Source organism: Microbacterium allomyrinae (assembly GCF_020682705.1).
Lineage (GTDB): Bacteria > Actinomycetota > Actinomycetes > Actinomycetales > Microbacteriaceae > Microbacterium > Microbacterium allomyrinae.
Window position 1 is genome coordinate 135,443 of sequence record NZ_JAGTTN010000003.1, and the last position, 18,715, is coordinate 154,157.

Annotated in this window: 13 protein-coding genes; all 13 read right to left on the reverse strand. The window is 70.3% G+C overall.

Annotated features, from left to right (window positions below):
• Positions 1-41: 41 nt before the first annotated feature.
• The gene (locus tag KEC57_RS10400) at positions 42-2,009 is read right to left on the reverse strand and encodes a phosphate ABC transporter substrate-binding protein PstS (RefSeq protein ID WP_229384554.1); all 1,968 of its coding nucleotides are present in this window, start codon (positions 2,007-2,009) and stop codon (positions 42-44) included.
• Between the two features lie 14 nt (positions 2,010-2,023).
• Positions 2,024-2,797 carry a phosphate ABC transporter ATP-binding protein gene (locus KEC57_RS10405; protein WP_229384925.1) on the reverse strand — a complete coding sequence of 258 codons (774 nt, stop codon included), beginning with the start codon at positions 2,795-2,797 and terminating at the stop codon, positions 2,024-2,026.
• Positions 2,798-3,198: 401 nt separating this feature from the next.
• Entirely contained in the window at positions 3,199-4,230 is a 1,032-nt protein-coding gene (locus KEC57_RS10410; RefSeq protein WP_229384555.1) for a sortase, read from the reverse strand.
• Positions 4,231-4,424: 194 nt separating this feature from the next.
• The gene (locus tag KEC57_RS10415) at positions 4,425-5,210 is read right to left on the reverse strand and encodes a hypothetical protein (RefSeq protein WP_229384556.1); all 786 of its coding nucleotides are present in this window, start codon (positions 5,208-5,210) and stop codon (positions 4,425-4,427) included.
• The gene (locus KEC57_RS10420) at positions 5,207-6,319 is read right to left on the reverse strand and encodes a DUF916 domain-containing protein (RefSeq protein WP_229384557.1); all 1,113 of its coding nucleotides are present in this window, start codon (positions 6,317-6,319) and stop codon (positions 5,207-5,209) included. The genes KEC57_RS10415 and KEC57_RS10420 overlap by 4 nt, the downstream gene beginning before the upstream one ends.
• Positions 6,320-6,463: 144 nt before the next feature.
• Positions 6,464-7,819, reverse strand: coding sequence for a hypothetical protein (locus KEC57_RS10425; protein WP_229384558.1), 1,356 nt, complete (start codon positions 7,817-7,819; stop codon positions 6,464-6,466).
• Positions 7,820-7,991: 172 nt separating this feature from the next.
• On the reverse strand, positions 7,992-9,116 hold the full coding sequence (locus KEC57_RS10430) for a hypothetical protein (RefSeq protein ID WP_229384559.1): 1,125 nt from the start codon (positions 9,114-9,116) through the stop codon (positions 7,992-7,994).
• Between the two features lie 199 nt (positions 9,117-9,315).
• A complete protein-coding gene (locus KEC57_RS10435; protein WP_229384560.1) occupies positions 9,316-11,946 on the reverse strand; it encodes a hypothetical protein in 2,631 nt (876 codons plus the stop codon).
• A 59-nt stretch (positions 11,947-12,005) separates the two neighbouring features.
• Entirely contained in the window at positions 12,006-13,586 is a 1,581-nt protein-coding gene (pstS, locus tag KEC57_RS10440; RefSeq protein ID WP_229384561.1) for a phosphate ABC transporter substrate-binding protein PstS, read from the reverse strand.
• Positions 13,583-14,926 (reverse strand): phosphate ABC transporter permease PstA, encoded by a 1,344-nt coding sequence (gene pstA, locus KEC57_RS10445; RefSeq protein ID WP_229384562.1) that lies wholly within the window; start codon positions 14,924-14,926, stop codon positions 13,583-13,585. The genes pstS and pstA overlap by 4 nt, the downstream gene beginning before the upstream one ends.
• On the reverse strand, positions 14,926-16,074 hold the full coding sequence (gene pstC / locus KEC57_RS10450; protein ID WP_229384563.1) for a phosphate ABC transporter permease subunit PstC: 1,149 nt from the start codon (positions 16,072-16,074) through the stop codon (positions 14,926-14,928). Before pstC ends, pstA begins: the two co-directional genes overlap by 1 nt.
• A 180-nt stretch (positions 16,075-16,254) precedes the next feature.
• Entirely contained in the window at positions 16,255-18,090 is a 1,836-nt protein-coding gene (locus KEC57_RS10455; protein ID WP_229384564.1) for a protein kinase domain-containing protein, read from the reverse strand.
• A gap of 78 nt (positions 18,091-18,168) precedes the next feature.
• Entirely contained in the window at positions 18,169-18,711 is a 543-nt protein-coding gene (locus KEC57_RS10460) for a hypothetical protein (protein WP_229384565.1), read from the reverse strand.
• Positions 18,712-18,715 lie beyond the last annotated feature (4 nt).

An 18,715-nucleotide genomic window follows, 5' to 3' on the forward strand; every position in this document is an offset into this window, starting at 1 on the left:
CATGATGCGGACGGCAAGGCGGGCGCACGCCCACCGCAGCCCTACCGCGAGACGAGGGTCAGCGTCAGGGTGGAGCGGTAGTCGCCGGGGCTGGCCGCGGCCGGGGGCACGAAGCTGATCGTGGCATCGAGCGAGAGGCCGTCCATGCCCGTCGTCGAGCCGAGCTCGCCCTGCGCGACGATGGCCGGATAGCTCGCCGATCCCGTCGCCTGGCCCGAGAGGGCGATGCCTGCGGGAAGGCCCGTCGCGACCGGTTCGAATCCCAGGGCGCTGGCCGGGATGCGCTGCGTGGCATCGCCGCCCCGCAGGGCGAAGTCCTCGACGCTCACCTGCAGGGCCCAGCCCCGTCGCTCGGAACGGTCGTCGACCACGGTGAACGATCCGAGGGATGCCGACGCCGCCGCGTTCCGCTGCACGCGACCGAGCTCCACGACGTCGGTGGTGGGCGCCCGCAGTTCGAAGACCTCGGTCGCGCTCTCCGCAGGTTCTTCCGGCTCATCGGGGCCGGCGGCCGCGGGAACGGTGAACGTGTTCCAGGCGATGACCGTGCCGTCGCTCTCGGCCAGGTACAGGCGGTGCTCCTCGCCTTCGGCGAATCCCGCACCGATGATGTCGACGGTGCCCGCACCCGCCTGATCGAGCGCGACGAGGCCCAGCGCGACGGGCTCCGAGAACGCGCCGGCACTGAGGGTCTTCCCGGCGCCGGGGCCACCCGCGTGCAGCGTCAGCACGGAGCTGCCGGCGGCCGTCGAGATCTCGAGCGTCCTCGTCTCGGGCGTGAGCGATTGCTCGGTGACGGTCGAGGCCGTCGGCATGTACCGATCGGATTCGGGCGGCATCGGGGCGTCGCGCAGCAGGGTGTTGGCGTCGATCGTGTCGCCGGGCGCGAACGTCGGATTCGCGCACGCCGCCATGTCGAACGCGCCGGCGCCGGGGATGCGCTGGATGGCGCTGCCCGACTGCTGCACCACGCTGATCGGGAGCGGCGCGTTGCCGAGCCCGTCGGCATCCGACTGCCACTCGCACACCGCATGCGTCGCGAACGCGGCCAGCGCCGCGCCCTTGCCGGTGGCGAAGGCGGGACTCGCCGCCGTCGGCACGATCATGGACGTATAGCTCGATACCGGGTACGCACGAGGATCGGGCGACGCGTAGACCGCGTCGAGGACGGCAGCGCCCGAGGCATCCGTCTGGGCGCCCAGCAGGGCGATCGAGACCGCGTCGGCCGTGGGGGCCACGTAGTACCCGGCCCGGTTGCGCACCTTCGCGGCCGGGAACCCGGCCTCGAAGGCGTAGGACTGCTCGACGTAGGTGATCGCGCCGTACCCGTAGCCCTGCGAGACGTAGCCGGCGACACCGGAGGATCCGGTCTGACTGATCCCGCCCGCAGGAGGGGGAAGAAGCGACGTCACCCCCGTGGGCCATGCCGACGGATGCTCGGTGGCGAGCCATCGGGTCAGCTGCACGCTGGTTGCACTGTCGTCCCTGCGCACGACCGGCGTGATGGCGAGGTCGGGCATCGCGAGGTGAGGGTTGTCGGCCTGGATGGCCGCGTCACTCCAGTTCGTGATGGTGCCGGCGAAGATCCCGGCGATGGTCTCACCCGACAGCCGCAGATCCGTGACGCGCACTCCATCGATCCGCAGGTGGTACATGAACGACAGTCCGCCGGCGAGGATCGGGACGTAGGCGAAGTCGGTGGGCGGCGACTCGGCCGCCTGACCCGCCTCGGGCAACGTCTGGAAGGGAACATCGCTGATCGCGAAGTCGACCCGTCCTCCGATGAAGTCGGCGCGGCCCGCCGTCGAACCGATGCCCGAGTAGTTCACGGTCATGGCGTGCTCGGCCATCGCCGATCCCCGCCATCGGTCGATCGCGTTCTGCGCCCACGTCGACCCCGTGCCCGTGAGGGGTTCCCGCTCCTCGGTCGCCGAGGCCGGCATCCCGCCGCCCGCTGTCAGTGCCGCGACCGCCAGCAGACCGGCGAGCAGCGCCGCGACCCGGCGCATCGCCGTCCGCCGCCTCACCCGAACCGGCCGTTGACGTAGTCGAACGTGCGCGGGTCGATGGGGTCGGCGAACATCGCATCGGTGTCGCCGTGCTCCACGATGGCGCCGGGCGTGCCCTGGGCGGCCAGGAAGAACGCGCACTGCTGCGAGACGCGCTGGGCCTGCTGCATGTTGTGCGTGACGATCACGATCGTCACCTCGTGGGCGAGTTCGAGCATCGTCTCCTCGATCACGCGCGTCGAGGTCGGGTCCAGCGCCGAGCACGGCTCGTCCATCAGCAGCACGCGTGGCCGCACGGCCAGGGACCGTGCGATGCACAGTCGCTGCTGCTGCCCGCCCGACAATCCGGCGCCGGGCGCCCGGAGCCGATCCTTGACCTCCTTCCACAGCCCCGCCTTCATCAGGCACGACTCGACGAGCTCGTCCTTCTCGTCGCGAGAGGCACGGGTGCCGGTGAGCTTGAGGCCGGCGACGACGTTGTCGTAGATCGACTGCGCGGGGAACGGGTTGGGCTTCTGGAACACCATCCCGATGTCCTTGCGGGCATCGACGAGCTTGCGCGCCGGGTCGTAGATGTCTTCGCCGTCCAGCAGCACCTCGCCCGCGAGCGACGCCGACGGCACCAGCTCGTGCATCCGGTTGAGAATGCGCAGGTACGTCGACTTGCCGCATCCCGACGGTCCGATGAGGGAGGTGACCACACCGGCCGGCATCGTCAGCGACACCCGGTCGAGCACCTGGTGATCGCCGAACCAGGCCGAGATGTTGCGTCCCTCGAGGGTCGCCAGAGGCGCGGGCGGTGCGGGCGGCGTCGCCGGGGCCTTCTGCTTCACCGCGGTGGCGGATGCGGCTCCGGGTGAAGCGGCGGACCGATCTCGCGAGAACCAGCCGAGAGGTCCCGGAGTCGGCGACGGTGGCGCCGGGGCGGACTCGGCCGGGAGCGGCGCCCCCGTCCCCTCCGCGAACAGCGCCTCGGCGCGGGCACGGCGTTGCGCGGCCTCGACGTCCGTCGGGTCATCGGCGGTGCCGGAAAGCCCGTCGGGCGCGCCCTGGACGTCGGGTGCGGCATCCGTCGACTCGGCGTGCGCCTCCTCGATCGGGACGGTCAGCACCTCGGTCCTGCCGTCCGCCGCGGCGGTGTCGACAGCGCCCTCGTCGCGCGGTGAGTTCTCGGACATGGCTGAGCCCCTTACAGAAGATTCGGGAGAAGTCGGACGATCTCGCCGGTGATCCACAGGCCGGCGAACACGGTGAGCGGGACGAAGACGATCCAGGTGCGGCGCGACCCGACGTTGCGGTACGCCCACACCGCGGCGATCTCTACCACGATGAGGAACTGCAGCGCGAACACCAGCGCCCACACCATCGAGGTGTCGCCCTGCAGCTCGCGGTCAGCCGGCGAGAGCGTCGCGAACCTCGTCTGGCGCGGCCCGCTGGGCTGCGTCTCGCTGACCAGCTCGGCATCGACGCGCGCGATTCCCGAGGGGGCGTACGGCACGCCACGGGCGGTGGTGAGGATGACCCGGCTCTCGCCCGCGCGCAGGCGCGGCGGCGACGGGTCGCCCGCATAGCGCAGACCGATGACCTCGTAAAGGTGCTCGCCCTGGCCGGTGCGGATGGTGAACTCGTCGCCGGGCGCCAGCTCCTGGATGCGCCCGAAGGGCCCGCCGTATGCGGCCGCCCGGCCCATGATGACGCTCTCGCCGGCCTGGCCCGGCAGGCTTGTGTCGCGGCGGTGCCCCGGACCGAGCTGAAGGGACTCCGAGTCGGTGCCTTCGACGATGACCTCGCGGATGCCCAGCCGCGGGATCTCGATGATCGCGACGGGTACGCCGTCGGCCAGCAGCACGTCGTTGAAGTCGCCTTCGCTCACGGGCGCCGTGCCCTCTCGGAGCTGTGCGCGGAAGGTGTCGCTGAGCTGCTGCTGCGCGACGAGGTGGCGCACCTCGCCCACGACCATGACGTTGAGCGCGAGGGCGAGCAGCAGCGACGCGAGCACGATCAGCGCCCCGCGAATGGCTTGATCGCGCGGCGACAGCGGGACGAGTGGTCGCTCGGGCCGCGGCATCCGCCGCGGGGGCTGCGGCGGCCGCTCCCCTTTCGGCACGCGCGGCGGCTTCGGGGGCCTCGGCGGGCGCGGCGCCGTAGGCGGCACGGGGGGCGCGGCGCCGGCATCGCCCGAGTCGTCGGGCGACCGGACGTCGTTGCGGGTGAGGGTCATGCGCCGGACCTCACGAACCGCGGGTCGGCTGACGCCCACCCGAAGGCGCACAGAAGCGAGGTGAGTGAGGCCACGGCACATTACCGCAGGCATGCGCGACCGCCGGGGTGCGTACGACTGAACTGCACGTGAACGCACCGCGCACGAGGGATGGATGCCGCCGCCGAGCGGCCGGGGCGTCGGTCACCGAACGTCTACCCGCCGATTCGCATGAACCGTGCGCCCCGCGCGCCCCTGCGCACCAGCCACCAGCTCAGCCCGCCCAGCAGGCCGATGACGCTCACGAGCGAGACGCTGAACCACGGCGGCACCATGACGGTCGTGTTGCGGCTGATCGGCTCGAGCGCCACGCCCTCGACCATGTCGGGCGGATTCAGAGTGGCGTTGGCGTGCAGCACGATGTGCTGACCGAGCCCTTCGAAGCGCACCTGCACGCGCCGCGTCTCGTCGGGTTCGAGGCCGTCGATCTCGATGTCGTCGAGCTCGGCGATCCGCCCGCCGACCGCGTTGTCGACCCAGAAGCTCGCCGTGGAGTCGAACGTCGACGACGACAGGTTGCGGACGACGAAGTCGACGGTGAGGGTACCGTTGCCCACCAGGATCGATGGCGATGCGGATGCCGTCAGCCCGCTCATCGCGAGAGTTCCGCTGACGACGACCGCGTCGTCGAGCGCGTCGTCCGCCGCGGTCTGATTCGGGATCGTCGCCTGCGTGGCCACGCCGCTGCCCGTCACGGTGCCGGTGCCCGAGGACCGCGGAGGAGGCGACGCGGGAGTCGGCGCGGAAGTCGGGACGATCCCGTCGGTGACGTCGACCGTGAGATTGGCTTCGAGGTCGGGATCCGCCGGGTCGGCGACCGCGGGGCCGGCACCGCTCAGCGCGGCTCCCACCACGAACACGGCGGCGAGCAGCCTGGTGAGACCGACGCCGAACCGGCGACTGCCGGTGCTCCTTGCGATGCCGCTGCGTGCCCGAGTCACCTCTCGGTCCCGGTGGGCACCGCGCCGACGAGCTCGCGCTCGGCTTCGGCTTTTCGCCGGGCCTCTTCTTCGGTGTACGCCACCCACTCCGCCGCACGCTTCGCGTCGGCCTTGCGTCGCCACCTGCGGAAGACGACGAACAGGGCGATGAGCGCCAGCGCGATCAGGACGATCCACGGCGGGGCGAGGAGGATGGTGTCGCGCGCGGTGGCGGGCACAGCCATCCGCTTGGTCTCGTCGTCGCCCTCCACGAACGGGTTGAGCGTCACCCAGGGGTTGAGGTAGCCCAGGCTCGCGATGCCGGGCAGATCGGTCTCGAAGGTACGGGTCGAGCCGGGAAGGAGCTCGGGAATCCCATCGCCCTGCTCGCCGCCCACCGGGATGCCGAACCAGGTGCGCGCGCCGACGGTGATGTTGGAGGCGAGGGCGACGTTGCCGGTGTTCTCCACCGTGTAGTGCATGCGCACCGCGCCCGTGAGCGGATTCCACCAGTCGCCCACGTACGACGCGCTGAGCCCCGCGATCGACAGGCCGGCCTGGATGTCGCCCGAGATACGGAGGTACATCCGCGTGCCGAGGCGGCGATCGAGATTGACCTGCTCTCCGGGAGTCACCACCGATGCCAGGATACCGCCGACGTGGTCGCCGGGCGTCGCATCGGCGGGGATCGTCATCGTGAAGGCCACCAGGCGCGACTCGCCCGGTGCCAGATCGAACTGCACCCGATTCGTGCCGTTCTCGAACTGGATCCAGGCTCCGACGTCGGTCGGCTCGACACTGGTCTCGAGCAGGCCGAAAGCGCCGGCTTCGTCGTTGAAGGCATCGGTGGCGAGCACCGTGAAGGACTGCACGGTGCTGCCGGTGTTGCGGGCGAGATACTGATCGGTGATCTGCTGACCGGGATCGGCGCTGTAGCTGAAGCGCGAACGTCCGTCGGCGTTGCCGTCGGTGCCGGCCGGAACACCGGAGATGCCGATCGTGTCATCGGCCCGCGCGACCTCCGGGACCGTCATGACGGTGACGGCGAGCGCGAGAGCGGCGACGAGAGTGGCGACGAAAGCCCGCCGGATGCCGCGAGAGGCGCGACCGGCGGGGGACACGAGGAGCATGGCTGCGTTCACTGGCTGCGGGTTTCGCTCGAGCGTCTGGCGACGCGGGGTGGGGAAGGACGAACCGGACACGCCGTATGGGAAAGACGCACGGAGCGTCTTTCCCATACGGGTGTCACGTGGATGCCGACTGGTCTCGGGGACTTACTTCGAGACGAGGTCGAGCGTGAGAGTGGAGTTGTACGTGCCGCGCACTGCGTCGATCGGAGCCTTGAACGTCAGGTCGGCGTTGAAGTGAGCGCCCTCCTCCGCGGTGGAGGAGCCGGCGGCCCCCTCGACCAGGACGCCGAAGCTTCCCTCACCGGCGAGCTTGGCCGCACCGAGCGTGACGCCGGTCTGGATGCCACCGGCTGCCGCCGGAGCGTAGCCGAGGGCCGTGGCGGGGATGCTGCCGGCACCGGTGAAGTTCGCGACCGTGGTGTTGACGCTCCAGCCGAGCAGTTCGTCGCGGTCATCGATCACCGAGAACTGGCCCAGCGCGACCGGCGTGGTGGTCTTGTTGCGACGGACGTCTCCGAGGTCGACGTTGAGGCTGGCCGGCGCCACGAGCTCGAAACGGTTCGAGGCGGTGACCTCGGCCGTCAGGGTGCTCGTCGACGACGTGCTGACCGTCTGCGTGAGTGTGAACGAGTCCCACGACAGGCCGGTGTAGTCGCTCTGCGAGAACCAGAGCTTCGTAGCCTGGTTGTACGCGACTGCCGTCGCGTCGATCGTGCCCGCGCCGTTCGCGTCGAGTGACACGGTGCCGGCGAGGCCGGCGGGGAACGACCCGTAGGTCAGCGTCTGGTTGGCAGCCGCCGCGCCCGCGTTCACCGCGAGCACCTTGCTGTCGACCGTCTCGGTCACGAGGGCGGTGTTCTGCAGACCTGCGGTGAGGTCCGCCTCGACCGGAGCGGTCGGGCCCGAGGGCACGTCGTACGTGATCGGCTCATAGGTGTAGGTGTCGTCCGCCGCGTTGACGTGGACGGTGCGGTACACCGTGCCCACCGGCGTCACGCCGGCGTTCGTGGTGTACGCGATGCCGACCAGCCAGTCGCCGCCTTCGGTGAACACCGTGTCGATGCCACCGTTGTTGCCCGATGCGAGGTCGCCGAGGGTCAGGTTCGGAGTGAGGGTGCCGCCGTTGGGGCCTGCTGCCGAGTCCGGCAGGTAGGCGCGCCAGCTGCCGGTGCCGCCATTCAGTTCGCTCGGCTTGGCGATGAACTTCCAGACCTGGTCCCACGAGCCGGGCGCAGCGTAGTCATCGGGGTCGATCTCCGACAGGTAGTCCACGTTGTCGGTCGCGCCGAAGACGTACTGGGTGCGGTCGAAGACCTTGCCCGGCGCCTCGGCGAGCTCGGCATTCTCATCGAAGATGTAGAACGTGCCCGGCGAGCCGTTCGGCTGCGGGTTCGCGATCGGGTCTCCGGGGGCGGCGTTCGCGGCGGCGGCGCCGCCGCCGACGAGCGCGAGAGCGATGGCGCCGGCGAGCGTCGCCTGCCACTTCTTGCTGATGTTCATTGCATTCCTTTTCAGTCTGATCGATGTACTGCTGAAGAGATGTCGCGCAAAGAGGTGTACGGATGTTCCGAGGTGCTGCCTGTCACGGCTGCACGTCCGCGGCTTCGCCGCGGGAGGGGCCGCTCGGTCGGCTGTGGGTGCTCGGCGGCCTTCCGCCGAGCACCCACACGTCTCAACCGAGGGCGGCGCGGAACGGGGTCGTGCTCTGCGGTGCGAGGAAGCCGAACTTCTTCTTCACCGAACCGGCCTGACCGGGCAGCGTGCTCTGCGTGTTGCCGAGCTTGGCGGTCGCGTTGCTGACGAGGTTGGCGAGGTTCGGGTCGAACTTCGCGTCGCCGGCGGTGACACGCGCGTTCTCGACGATGATGTACGTGTCGCGGCCCCAGGTGCTGTTGGAGTAGAACGCGGCGTTGGGGACCATCGCGGTACCCGTGCCCGTGACGGGCGATACTCCGGCGATCGGCGAGCCGATCTTGACGCCCGTACCCCGGCGGTCGACACCCGCGCCGGTGTTCTGCGCGACCCACTGCGCCGCCGACATCGGGGTGACCGCGTTCGCCGGGAACGGCGTGGCGGGGTTGGCGAGGCTGTTCGTGTCGTGCTCCTGGCCGACCTGCACGCAACCGCCTTCGGAGACCTCCAGAAGGGTCGCCTCGGTGACGCCGATCTTCGCGATGAAGTCCTTGCGCGTGCCGGATCCGGCCTGCGGGATCACTGGGGTGACGGTGACGCCGCCGACCTGGGTGATCGTGCACTCGAAGAGCCCCTTGAGAGTGGCCTGGTCGATGTTGTCGAAGGCGGCGTTGGCGCCGCCCGAGTGCGCGTACGAGAGTGCGTCGCGGCCGAACGGGATGTAGAGCAGCGGACCGTTGGCGACCGTGCTCGCACCCGACGAGGAACGGGCGACGTCGACCTGGTTGGTGATCGTCACGTTCGTCGGAGAACCGATCGTCGCCGAGGTGAAGGGGGCGCCATCGATCGAACGGCTGAGCGCCTTCACGCCGTCGCCCGACCCGTTCGGACGACCGAAGCGGGCGCCGCCGGACTTGGTCTGGATGGTGACGGATCCGGTCGCGTCGAACGACGAAGCGAACTGACCGTTCGCGAGCGAGCGCACATTGCCGCCAGAGATGCTCGTGCCGTTCGTCAGCGCGTTCATCACGTCCTGCAGCGTGTCCGAGCCGACGACGACGGGGCCGTTGGCAACGGGCTCGGCGTAGGCCGCGGGGGCGGTCACGAAGAGCGTGGCAGCGAGGCCGAGCGCGGCACTCGCTGCGATAACCTTCTTCTTGTTCACAGCTTTCCTTTTCTCATGAGGACGGGCGTGACAACCGCCGCTCGGCTGAGCGGCGGCTTGGCGGCTTCCTGGCAGGGGGCCGCCAAGTCTCTGGGCGAGTTCCGGGTGGTCTCTTACCCTTTGCTCAGGTTCACCGCCGCAGGTGAACGGAGCGGACCAGTCGGGCAAAGGACCGCTGTACCGCAGCTTTGCGGCAGAATCACGCTCTCCTCCGGATGCGAGTGAGCACCGGTACGCAGAGCGCCGCAGTCAGACCCGCGGCGATTCCGATCGGCACCGCCGCGGCGATCGGGCCGACCTCGGGATCGTCGGCCGTCGCGGCGCCGGTCAGCGCCCCCGCAGCCACGCCCGTGGCGACGGGCTCGGTCGCGGCCGGTGCCGCCGAGCCGGACTGCGGGGTGACGGGCGGCGCCGGAGCCGCGCGGTTGCCGGTGCCCGTCGCCGCGCCACCCGTCGACGAACCTCCGGAGCCGCCGGCGGCAGGAGGCGTCACGGGCAGCTCTCCCCCGCGTTCGATCGTGTCGGCGGCCACGAGCGCCTGCGCCACCCATGGCTGCGGCAGCGGCGCGTAGCCCGGTGGCAGCTGCCCGATATCCGTGCCCGCGTCCTGCCCCTCCGACGCGGCGTAGCGGATCAGGTCGGCGTACACCGCGCGCAGCTCTTCGTCGCTCTGCTTCGGATTCAGCGCCGCGTACACCGGCATGGTGAGGGGGTACGCGGTGGTGGCCGCCTTCGCGGCATCGCTGGAGAAGGAGTATTCCACGACCTTCGGCTGCGCCGCGGTGGCCGTCATCGCCGCCGCGGCGGCGGCCATGCCCTCGCGCGTCGGCGCGACGAACTGTCCCGCCGGATTTCGCAGTGCAGCGGTCACGGTCTGGTAGAGCTCGGCGGCGGGAGCGGTTGTGACACCGATCACCTTCTGGCTGCCGAAGAGTTCGCGCACCGATTTGCCGAACTTGGGCGGCGTGGAGAACTTGTCCCAGGCGCCCAGGATGAGGCCGTCGCCCCGGAGCACCTGATAGGCGCCATCCGCGAAGCTGTGCGTGAACGGCCGCCACGTGACGAGGTAGATCGGGCCGGATCCGCCCGAGGGATCCGTCACGGTCGTATCGAGCTTCAGGATGGGGTCGGCCTTGGGGAACGTGTCGACGGGAAGAACCATCCCGACGCCGTTGCTGTTCTTCTCGGGATTCGTGGAATACCAGGGGTTGACGATCATGCCCTGCTCGTCGGGTTCACCATCGAGCCAGGCTCGGGCCGCAGCGTCGGACAGCACGTACTCCCAGAGCCGGTACGCGATGTCGGAGCGGCCCGTCGGTGTCAGCGCATCGGCGACCGACGCCCCGATGATGATCTGCTTCGACCACTCCGGGTCGTTGATCGCGCGGAACTCCTCGTCCTGCACGATCGTGCGGGGATTCTTGCCGGGGTCGGCGAAGCTCTTGTAGCCGATGTGGGACTTGTCGGCGCCGTTGGGCAGCGAATCGACGTACGAGGCGGTCAGCAGCTTCGCCACCAGCCTCGGTGTGAGCTTCAGCTCCGTCATCGGAAGACCCGATCGCGCCTTCTCCTCGGCAGAGGCCTCTTGCGGATGCGGCTGCCGGTCGATCGAGAACGAAATCGCCAGCCCCGACAGTGCCACGGGCGCGTACGTCACCGGATCGGGGGCGTCGCCGATGCGCTCCACATCGAGCGGGCGCGACGTGAACGCCAGGGGGCTCGGGTCCGTCCCGGCTGCCCGGGTCACGGCGTCGGCCTCATTGCCCTCGCTGAGCACGAACGGCGAGCCGTTCTCGCCCTGGCAGAGCTCCGGCTGCCACGAGGCGATGGCGCTGGCGACGAGTTCGCTGCCTGCGAGCTGACGCTCCGCCGCGCCGAGCTGGCAGCGCACACCGAGCGGTTTGAACTCCAGTTTGACCGCCACGTGGTGCTCCCACGCATCCCACCACAGCCCCGAACGGGTGATCTCGCTCGACCCCGAGTCCCCCTGGCCGCGGGGGATGATCACGAGCCAGCACGACTGGCCGACCACGCTGCCGCCCGTCTGGGTCACGGGGGACCCGCATCCGAGCGCCGTGGACTGCATGTTGGTCTGCACCTCGAAGGGCACCGATCCCGATCCGTCGGCGCCGGCTCCGGCCCACTTGACCTCGTTCGTCGTATAGGCGGTGAAGAACTGGTTGGTGTTGAGGTCGACGAAATCCGCACCGGTCTTCTGCACCGTCTTGCCCGCGGCATCCGTCGTGAGGTTGTTCAGCACGCGGTCGGCCGGCGCCGTCTTCTCGTCGACGGCGCCCGCGGAGTTCACCGCGACGAAAGGGATGCCGGTATAGGTCGGCGCGAAGAAGCTCGAGCTCACGTGGGTGTAGGGCAGGTCTTCGTCGGCGACGTCGTCGGCCTCGGTGGTGCCGTCGCGGTAGGTGCCGGCGCCGAGGGTTCCGCCGTACTGGCAGGTACGTCGATCGGGATGACCCGGGTTGTCGGGGTCCTCGCCCCAGCACTGCGCGATCTGGAGGAAGTTGGTGCCGCCCACGGTGCTGGACGGGCGCTCCGACTGCGTGCCCCCGGTCCAGCTCACCTGGATGCCCTGCGACACCAGGTCCTTGGTCTGCGAGATCGTGACCTCGAGGTCGGGGAAGGGCGCATCGTCGGGCTCGAGAGCGTCGTCGCGGTTGGTGAGGGTCACCGCGCTCGAGGTGAGTTCGTCGCCGGTGGCAGCCGCGGCGGGATCGGCAGCGAGCACGGCGCTGCCGGCGCCGACGAGCGACGCCACGAGAAAGCCGACCGCCAGTCCGGCGATCGTCGCGCGACCCCATTCCGAGCGAGGCATCACCGCACGTCTCGACGCACTCCCCCGGCTCGATGACCGAGCGCTCAGCGACCGCCGGGTCATCGGGTGGCCTTGCGGCGAATGCGCGGAGACAGCACCGGAGGAACCGCCACGACCGCGATCAGCAGCACCACCGCGGCGAGCATCACCGTCTGCTGCCAGCCCCAGCCCTCGTCGTCCAGCGTGAACGGCGACGACGCGGCGACACCCGCCACGGCGCCGTCACCGCCCGAGATGAGGTTTCCCTCCGAGTCGTACACCGCGGCCGCGCTGTCCCCGGCTGCGGCTGCTGCAGCGGCGTCTCCGCCCGCCGCGGCGCCCCCGGCCCCACCCGTTCCGCCGGCCGCGCCGGCAGCCGCGCCTCCCGTGCCCGACCCGGTGACCGGCGTCTCGCCCGGCGCGCCCGCCGTGCCGGTCGTGCACTGGTTCGGGCCGCGTTTGTCGCAGTCCGCGGGCTGCTTCGCCGTGAGGGCGAGTTGGTTGCTGCTCTCGTCGTCACCCGGCTTGAACGTGGGGTTGTTGCACTTGTTCAGATCGCGATTGGCGGCGCCGGCACCGGGGATGCGCGCGATCTGGTCGAATCCCGCGCGCACGAGGTTCATCGGGAGCGGGGAATAGCCGAGGTCCTCGGCCTGCTGCTGGCCTTCGCACAGCATGTAGCTGGCGAACGTGCCGAGCGTCTGGCCCTTCGCCTCGGTGAAGACGCCGCCCACCTCGGTCGGGACGATCATGTACGAATAGCTCGACAGCGGATACGTCCGCCTGTCGCCGTTCGCGTACACCTCGTCGAGGATCTGCGTCAGGTCGCCGTTGATCCTGGCGTACTGCAGGGCGACGGCGACCGAGTCGGCCGTCGGCTCGACGTAGTAGTCCTGCGAGTTCAGCACCTTCGCCACCGGAAAGCCCGCCTCGAGCGCGTACGAGTACTCGACGTAGGTGATCGCTCCCTCGCCATACCCCTGGCTCACGTAGCCCGCAACGCCCGACGATCCGCTCTGCGCCTTGCCGTTGGCGGGTGTCGGGAACTGCGATCGCATGCCGTTGCCCCACAGGTCGCCGTGCTGCTTCGACATCCAGAGCGTGAACTGCGCCGACGAACCCGAGCCGTCGGAGCGCACCACCGGCACGATGGCCTTGTCGGGCATCGCCAGCCCGGGATTGTCGGCCTGCACCTCGGGATCGTTCCACTTCGTGATCGCACCGGTGAAGATCTTCGTGATCACCGCGCCCGACAGCCGCAGGTTGGTGACCCGCTTGCCACCGATGTTGAGGTGGTACATGAACGCCGTGCCGCCGGCGACGATCGGCATATAGGCGAACCCGCGCGGCGGGACCTCGGGCGCCGATCCGTCCTCGGGCTGCGACTGGAAGGGGATCTCGCTCACGGCGAAATCGATCTTGCCGTTGATGTAGTCGGAGCGGCCCGCGGATGAGCCCACCCCCGAGTAGTTCACCGTCATGCCGTAGTTCGAGGCCACATTTCGACGCCACTGGTCGAGCGCGTTCTGCGACCAGGTCGATCCGCTTCCGGTGATCACCTCGTAGGTGACGGCGTGGGCGGGCATCGCGACGCCCAAGACGATCAGCAGCACGCCGAGAGCGGCGATCCAGCGCGTGGGGCGACGCCTGATCGGGGTCATTGCGGTTCCTCCTGGGACGGGGTGGATGCCGGGGCGGCGGCTGCGGCATCCGTGTACGTGTCTGCGCGCTCGAAGCCGAGCCCGCCATAGCCGGTCGTCTCGATGCGGCGCGCCGCGGCACGCTGCTCGGAGCGGACGAGGTCGCGCTGCGACCGCGCGAGCGCCGCCCGGCGCTGTCGCGGCGACAGGTCGCCGGGGCCGCGCCCTCCGAGGACGCGGGCGATCGCGAAGAGCGTCAGCACGAGCAGCATCAGCACGGCGGCCGTGCCGAACCCGCGTGCGATGACGTTCGGCTCGGGCGAGCGCACGAAGTCGAAGACCTGCAGCGGGAGCGAGATCATCGGCCCGTCGAACGGGTTCGTGTTCATCACGTTGGTGATGCCCGAGGTGAGAAGCACCGGCGAGGTCTCTCCGATCCCGCGGGCGGTGCCGAGGATCACCGCGGTGACCAGGCCTGAGCGGGCCGTGGGCAGTACGACGTGCCAGATCGTGCGCCACTTGGACGCCCCGAGGGCGTACGAGGCCTCACGCAGGTTGCCGGCGACGAGCCGGAGCACGACGTCGGACGCGCGGATGATGATGGGGAGCATCATCACGGTGATGGCGAGTGCCGCGGCGAATCCGGAACGCTCGAGACCGAGCCCGATGATGAGGGCCGAGTAGATGAAGAGTCCCGCGACGATCGAGGGCAGCGCGGTCATCGCATCCACGATCGTGCGCACGAACCGCGCGAACTTCCCGCCCACCTCGTTCAGGAAGAGCGCCGTCACGATTCCGAGCGGAATCGAGATGACCAGCGCGATGCCGATCTGAATCAGAGTGCCGACGATCGCGTGCGCGACGCCGCCGACATCGAGGCCGTCGAGCGGCCCTGCGAATCTCATGTCCTGGAAGAAGAGGTTGACATGCGTCAGCGCGTCCCAGCCGCGGATCATCGTGAAGACGACGACGAACAGCAGGGCGCCGAACAAGATGACGCCCGCGCTCAAGAGCACCACCGTCATCACCCGGTCGGTCACTTCGCGTCCGTCGGAGGTGATGCTCACCAGCAGGGCATAGAACGCGAGGAACGAAAGGAACGCGACGACGACGAAGCCGATGACCCCGGTGAGGGGCGCGATCCAGCCGAACAGCAGACCCGCCAGCGCGAGCGCCGCTGCGGCACTGCCCAGCAGCGCGTAGCGGTCGTCGAGACGCGCCGAGCGCACCGTCCGGCGCGGACCCGTCGGGATGCCGTCGCGGTCGGGGATGCTCGTGCGAACGGACGTCTCGACGACATCGCCCGCGACATCGTCGATCTCGGCGGGAGACGTGACCGTGGGCTCGACGGTGATGGTCATCACGCCTCGCTTTCCGCGCCCGAGCGTGACCGCGCGACGATCGAGGAGGCCGAGAAGTTGATCAGCAGAGTGATGAGGAAGAGCACGAGCCCCGCGGCCATGAGTGCAGACAGGCCGAACTCGCTCGCCTCGCCATAACGCAGGGCGATGAGAGCCGACACCGAGTTGCCGCCGGTCTTCAGCACCTGCCAGTTGATCGCGAAGATCGGCGAGATGATCATGTAGACCGCGATCGTCTCGCCCAGGGCCCGGCCGAGGCCGAGCATCGTGCCGCCGATGATGCCGCCGCGACCGAACGGCAGCACGACGGCGCCGATCATCCCCCACCTGGTCGATCCCAGGGCGTACGCGGCCTCGCGCTCACCGGGCGGTGCCTGCATGAAGGCCTCGCGCATGATCGAGGTCTGGGTCGGCACCACCATCAGCGCCACGACGACACCGGCGATGAAGGCGGACGACGTGAACGCGGACGCATCGCTGAGGGCGTTGCCCTCGGCATCCGTCACGGCGAGCACCGGGATCCACGCGAAGTAGGTGGAGATCCAGCGCGCGACGGGGATGATCGCCTCCTGCAGGAAGAAGACACCCCACAGGCCGAACACGACACTGGGCACAGCCGCCATCAGGTCGACGAGAGTGACCGCCCACTGCTTCGCCCGGCCGCGCAGCACCTCGGAGATGAGCAGCGAGGTGCCCAGCGCCAGCGGCACCGAGATGCACAGCGCGATGAGGGCGATCGTGATGGTGCCGAACAGCACCGCCGCGATGCCGAATTCCCCGGTCTCGGGCGACCATGCCTGTGTCGTCAGGAAGCTGAGGCCCGCGCCGTCGGGCGGGAGGATCGCCTGGCCCGCGCGCAAGGCCAGGAACAGGCCGACCGCGAGCATGATGGCGACCGTGATCCCGCCGGCGGCGACGGCGACCCGCCGGAAGGCGGTGTCGGCGAAGGTCGGGGTGGCGGACAGGTCGCGGGCTGACGACGCGACCTGTGAGGGGTCGCGCTGCAGGGGCGGGAGAAACGTGGTCTGATCGATCAGCACCGCGGTCGCGGCGTCATTGAACCGATCGGCCGCGTCGCGGGTCGTCGCCCCTTCGGGCATCGAGGCGTCGTACGCGGTCTCCGAGCCGGTCGCTGCGTCGTTGCTCATGCAGACCTCTCGCGGCGCGGCGAAGCAGGCATCGGTCTCCTCCGGGTGGGGACAGGGCGACGGGGAACAGGGTCGGCTCCCACAGCCCACGCCACCATCGGCGCGGAAGATGAACGCGCGGCGTCCGCACTGCGAAGGACGCCTGTCCCGTGTGTTGAGAACGGATGCGCGCGGGTCACGTCACCCTCCTGCGCCCAGGCTGGGCGTCGGCGACGGGGTAGGCGCCGGCGTGGTGGGTGTCGGCGTGGGTGTCGATGTCGTCGTCAGCGCTTCGAGGATCGTGATGGGCGTGCCCACCGCGAAGATCGTTCCCGCCTGCGGGTCGGTGCCGAGGATCGCGCCGGCCGGGGTGCCCGCCGGTGCGGTGCGATATGCGAAGGAGGGCGCGAAACCCGAGGACTGCACGATCGCCGCGGCGGCGTCGCGGCCCTGACCCGTGACATCCGGGATCGTGTTCCATCCCGACGCGACGATGAGCGCGACCACCGTTCCCGCAGCCAGCCGGCTGCCGGCGGCAGGGCTCGACTCCAGCACGGTGTCGGCCGCCAGCGGGGAATCGACGCGGCGGACCTCGCCCGCGACCAGTCCGGCATCGGCGAGCGCGCGCTCGGCCTCGCCGATCGAGTGATGGGCGAGATCGGGCACAGCCGGCTGCGCGACGGGTACGACGTCGGCTTCGGGTTGCGGCACGGGTGCGGACTCGGTCGGCACCGGCGTCTCGACGGGCGTCGCCGCCGTCGTCGGCGTCCGCTCGATCGAGGCGGTGGGCGAGCTCGCGGCGGCCAACACCACGATCGTCGTGGCGACGAGTGCGGCGGTCGTGGCAGCGATCCAGGTGCCGACGCGCGGGCGAACGCGACGCGGGCGACCGCTCGCGGTATGCGCGTGGTGAAGCGGGCTCGGCGCCCCGTGCTCGCGCGGCGGCACCACGGTGCGGCCGAGCACCCGAGTGACGGTCGGCACCTCGACCGGGCGGGGCGCGGGAATGCGAGAGACGGATGCCGCGACGGCCTGCGTCGCGGCGGCGACGGGCGACGAGACGGTGGCGATCGGCGGCGCCACGGCCGCGACGGCGATGGCGATGGTGTGGCGTGCGGTGACCTGCGCGTCCGGCGCGACCTGGAGATGCGTCAGGGCCGCGCGCATCTCGGTGGCAGACGCGAACCGATCGGCCGGGTCCTTGAGCATCGCGCGCACGACGATGCGATCGAGGCCGCGGGGGATGCGCGGGTCGACGACCGACGGCACGGGCGGCGGCGATTCGAGGTGCGCACGCATCGTCTGCCCGGTCGTCTCGCGGGGGAACGGCGCGCGCCCCGTCAGCGCGAAACAGAGGACGGCTCCGCTCTGGTACACGTCGCCCCGCGCGTCGACCGGCTCTCCGCGCGCCTGCTCCGGAGACAGATAGTTGACGTTGCCGATCACTCCCCGGCGACCGGTCGGTTCGGTGCTGAGCAGGTCGTCGGTGCCCCACGCAGCGTGGCCCGCGGCATCCGCCATCCCGAAGTCGAGCAATCGCACACCGTCGCCGTCGATTCCCGCGGGAGCTCCGGACCCTCCTGCCGAGCGCCGGCTCACCATGACGTTCGACGGCGAGACGTCGCGATGGACGAGGCCGATCTCATGGGCGGCTTCGAGCGCGCGCAGAACGCCGTCGGCCACCGCGACCGCGTCGGCCACCGGCAGCGGGCCGTGCTGTGCGACGTGCTCCGAGAGCGTCATGCCCTCCGCGCGCTCGAGAGCGATCCACACCAGGAGCGGGTCGGCGGTTTCGTCGACACCTGCGCCGCACACCGCGACGATGTTCGGATGGCGCAACGGCTCGACCCGCCGGGCCTCGGCGACGAATGCGTCGCGCGCGACGGGGCGTTCCGAGAGATGCGGATGCAGGATCTTGAGCGCGACCGTGGATCCGGTGTGCGTATCGAAAGCGGCGAAGACGGATGCCGAGCCGCCGGTGCCGAGGAGTTCGCCGAGACGGAATCGCCCCGAGACGAGGCCTGACGCATCGCTCATCGGACGCAACGCCCGGCGTCGTGGTCCGCGACCCGCGTCACCGCGACCACGTTCGATGCCGCGTCCGCCTGCATCCGGTCACGTCGGGCGGACATCCGCACCCACGGGTGTGCGGCGGCGAAAGCGACCCGATGCGTCGCTCCGGTCGGGCGCGTCGGCCGGCACGGCACCACGGAATGCCTCCAGCGCGCCCTCGGCGGCCGCGGCAGCGGTCGAGAGCGAGCCGTACCAGCGGCTGCACGTCATGACCGGCACATCCGCCGCCGTGATCAGCCACCCCCGCGACCCGCTGCTCGCCCCCGACAGGTGCACGATGCGAAGCGTGCCGTGGTTCGCCTGCAGCTCTTCGACGTGCGCGTGCGCCGCCTCGAACCGGGTATAGAGCAGGAAGCTGCGCGCCAGTTCGCGGTTGTTGGTGGCCAGCAGACGCCACAGTCCCGAGTCCCGCTTTCCGGCAGGCGCCGCGCGCGGGACCGGCAGTGCCGCGGTGAGACCCGCCGCGAGGACGCCGCGAAAGCGCGCCCACGCGAGGAGCATCGGATCGTCGGGCGAACGGAACTCGGTGAACGTCACGCGCGCTCGCGTGATCACAGCATCGTCGCGCACCAGTGGATTCCCCATTTTC

Bases quoted from the DNA above. Each gene is read 5' to 3' on its own strand.
- KEC57_RS10400 (WP_229384554.1), bottom strand. From the start codon at position 2,009: ATGCGCCGGGTCGCGGCGCTGCTCGCCGGTCTGCTGGCGGTCGCGGCA.
- KEC57_RS10410 (WP_229384555.1), bottom strand. From the start codon at position 4,230: ATGACCCTCACCCGCAACGACGTCCGGTCGCCCGACGACTCGGGCGAT.
- KEC57_RS10420 (WP_229384557.1), bottom strand. From the start codon at position 6,319: ATGCTCCTCGTGTCCCCCGCCGGTCGCGCCTCTCGCGGCATCCGGCGG.
- KEC57_RS10425 (WP_229384558.1), bottom strand. From the start codon at position 7,819: ATGAACATCAGCAAGAAGTGGCAGGCGACGCTCGCCGGCGCCATCGCT.
- KEC57_RS10435 (WP_229384560.1), bottom strand. From the start codon at position 11,946: ATGCCTCGCTCGGAATGGGGTCGCGCGACGATCGCCGGACTGGCGGTC.
- pstS (WP_229384561.1), bottom strand. From the start codon at position 13,586: ATGACCCCGATCAGGCGTCGCCCCACGCGCTGGATCGCCGCTCTCGGC.
- pstA (WP_229384562.1), bottom strand. From the start codon at position 14,926: ATGACCATCACCGTCGAGCCCACGGTCACGTCTCCCGCCGAGATCGAC.
- pstC (WP_229384563.1), bottom strand. From the start codon at position 16,074: ATGAGCAACGACGCAGCGACCGGCTCGGAGACCGCGTACGACGCCTCG.
- KEC57_RS10455 (WP_229384564.1), bottom strand. From the start codon at position 18,090: ATGAGCGATGCGTCAGGCCTCGTCTCGGGGCGATTCCGTCTCGGCGAA.
- KEC57_RS10460 (WP_229384565.1), bottom strand. From the start codon at position 18,711: ATGGGGAATCCACTGGTGCGCGACGATGCTGTGATCACGCGAGCGCGC.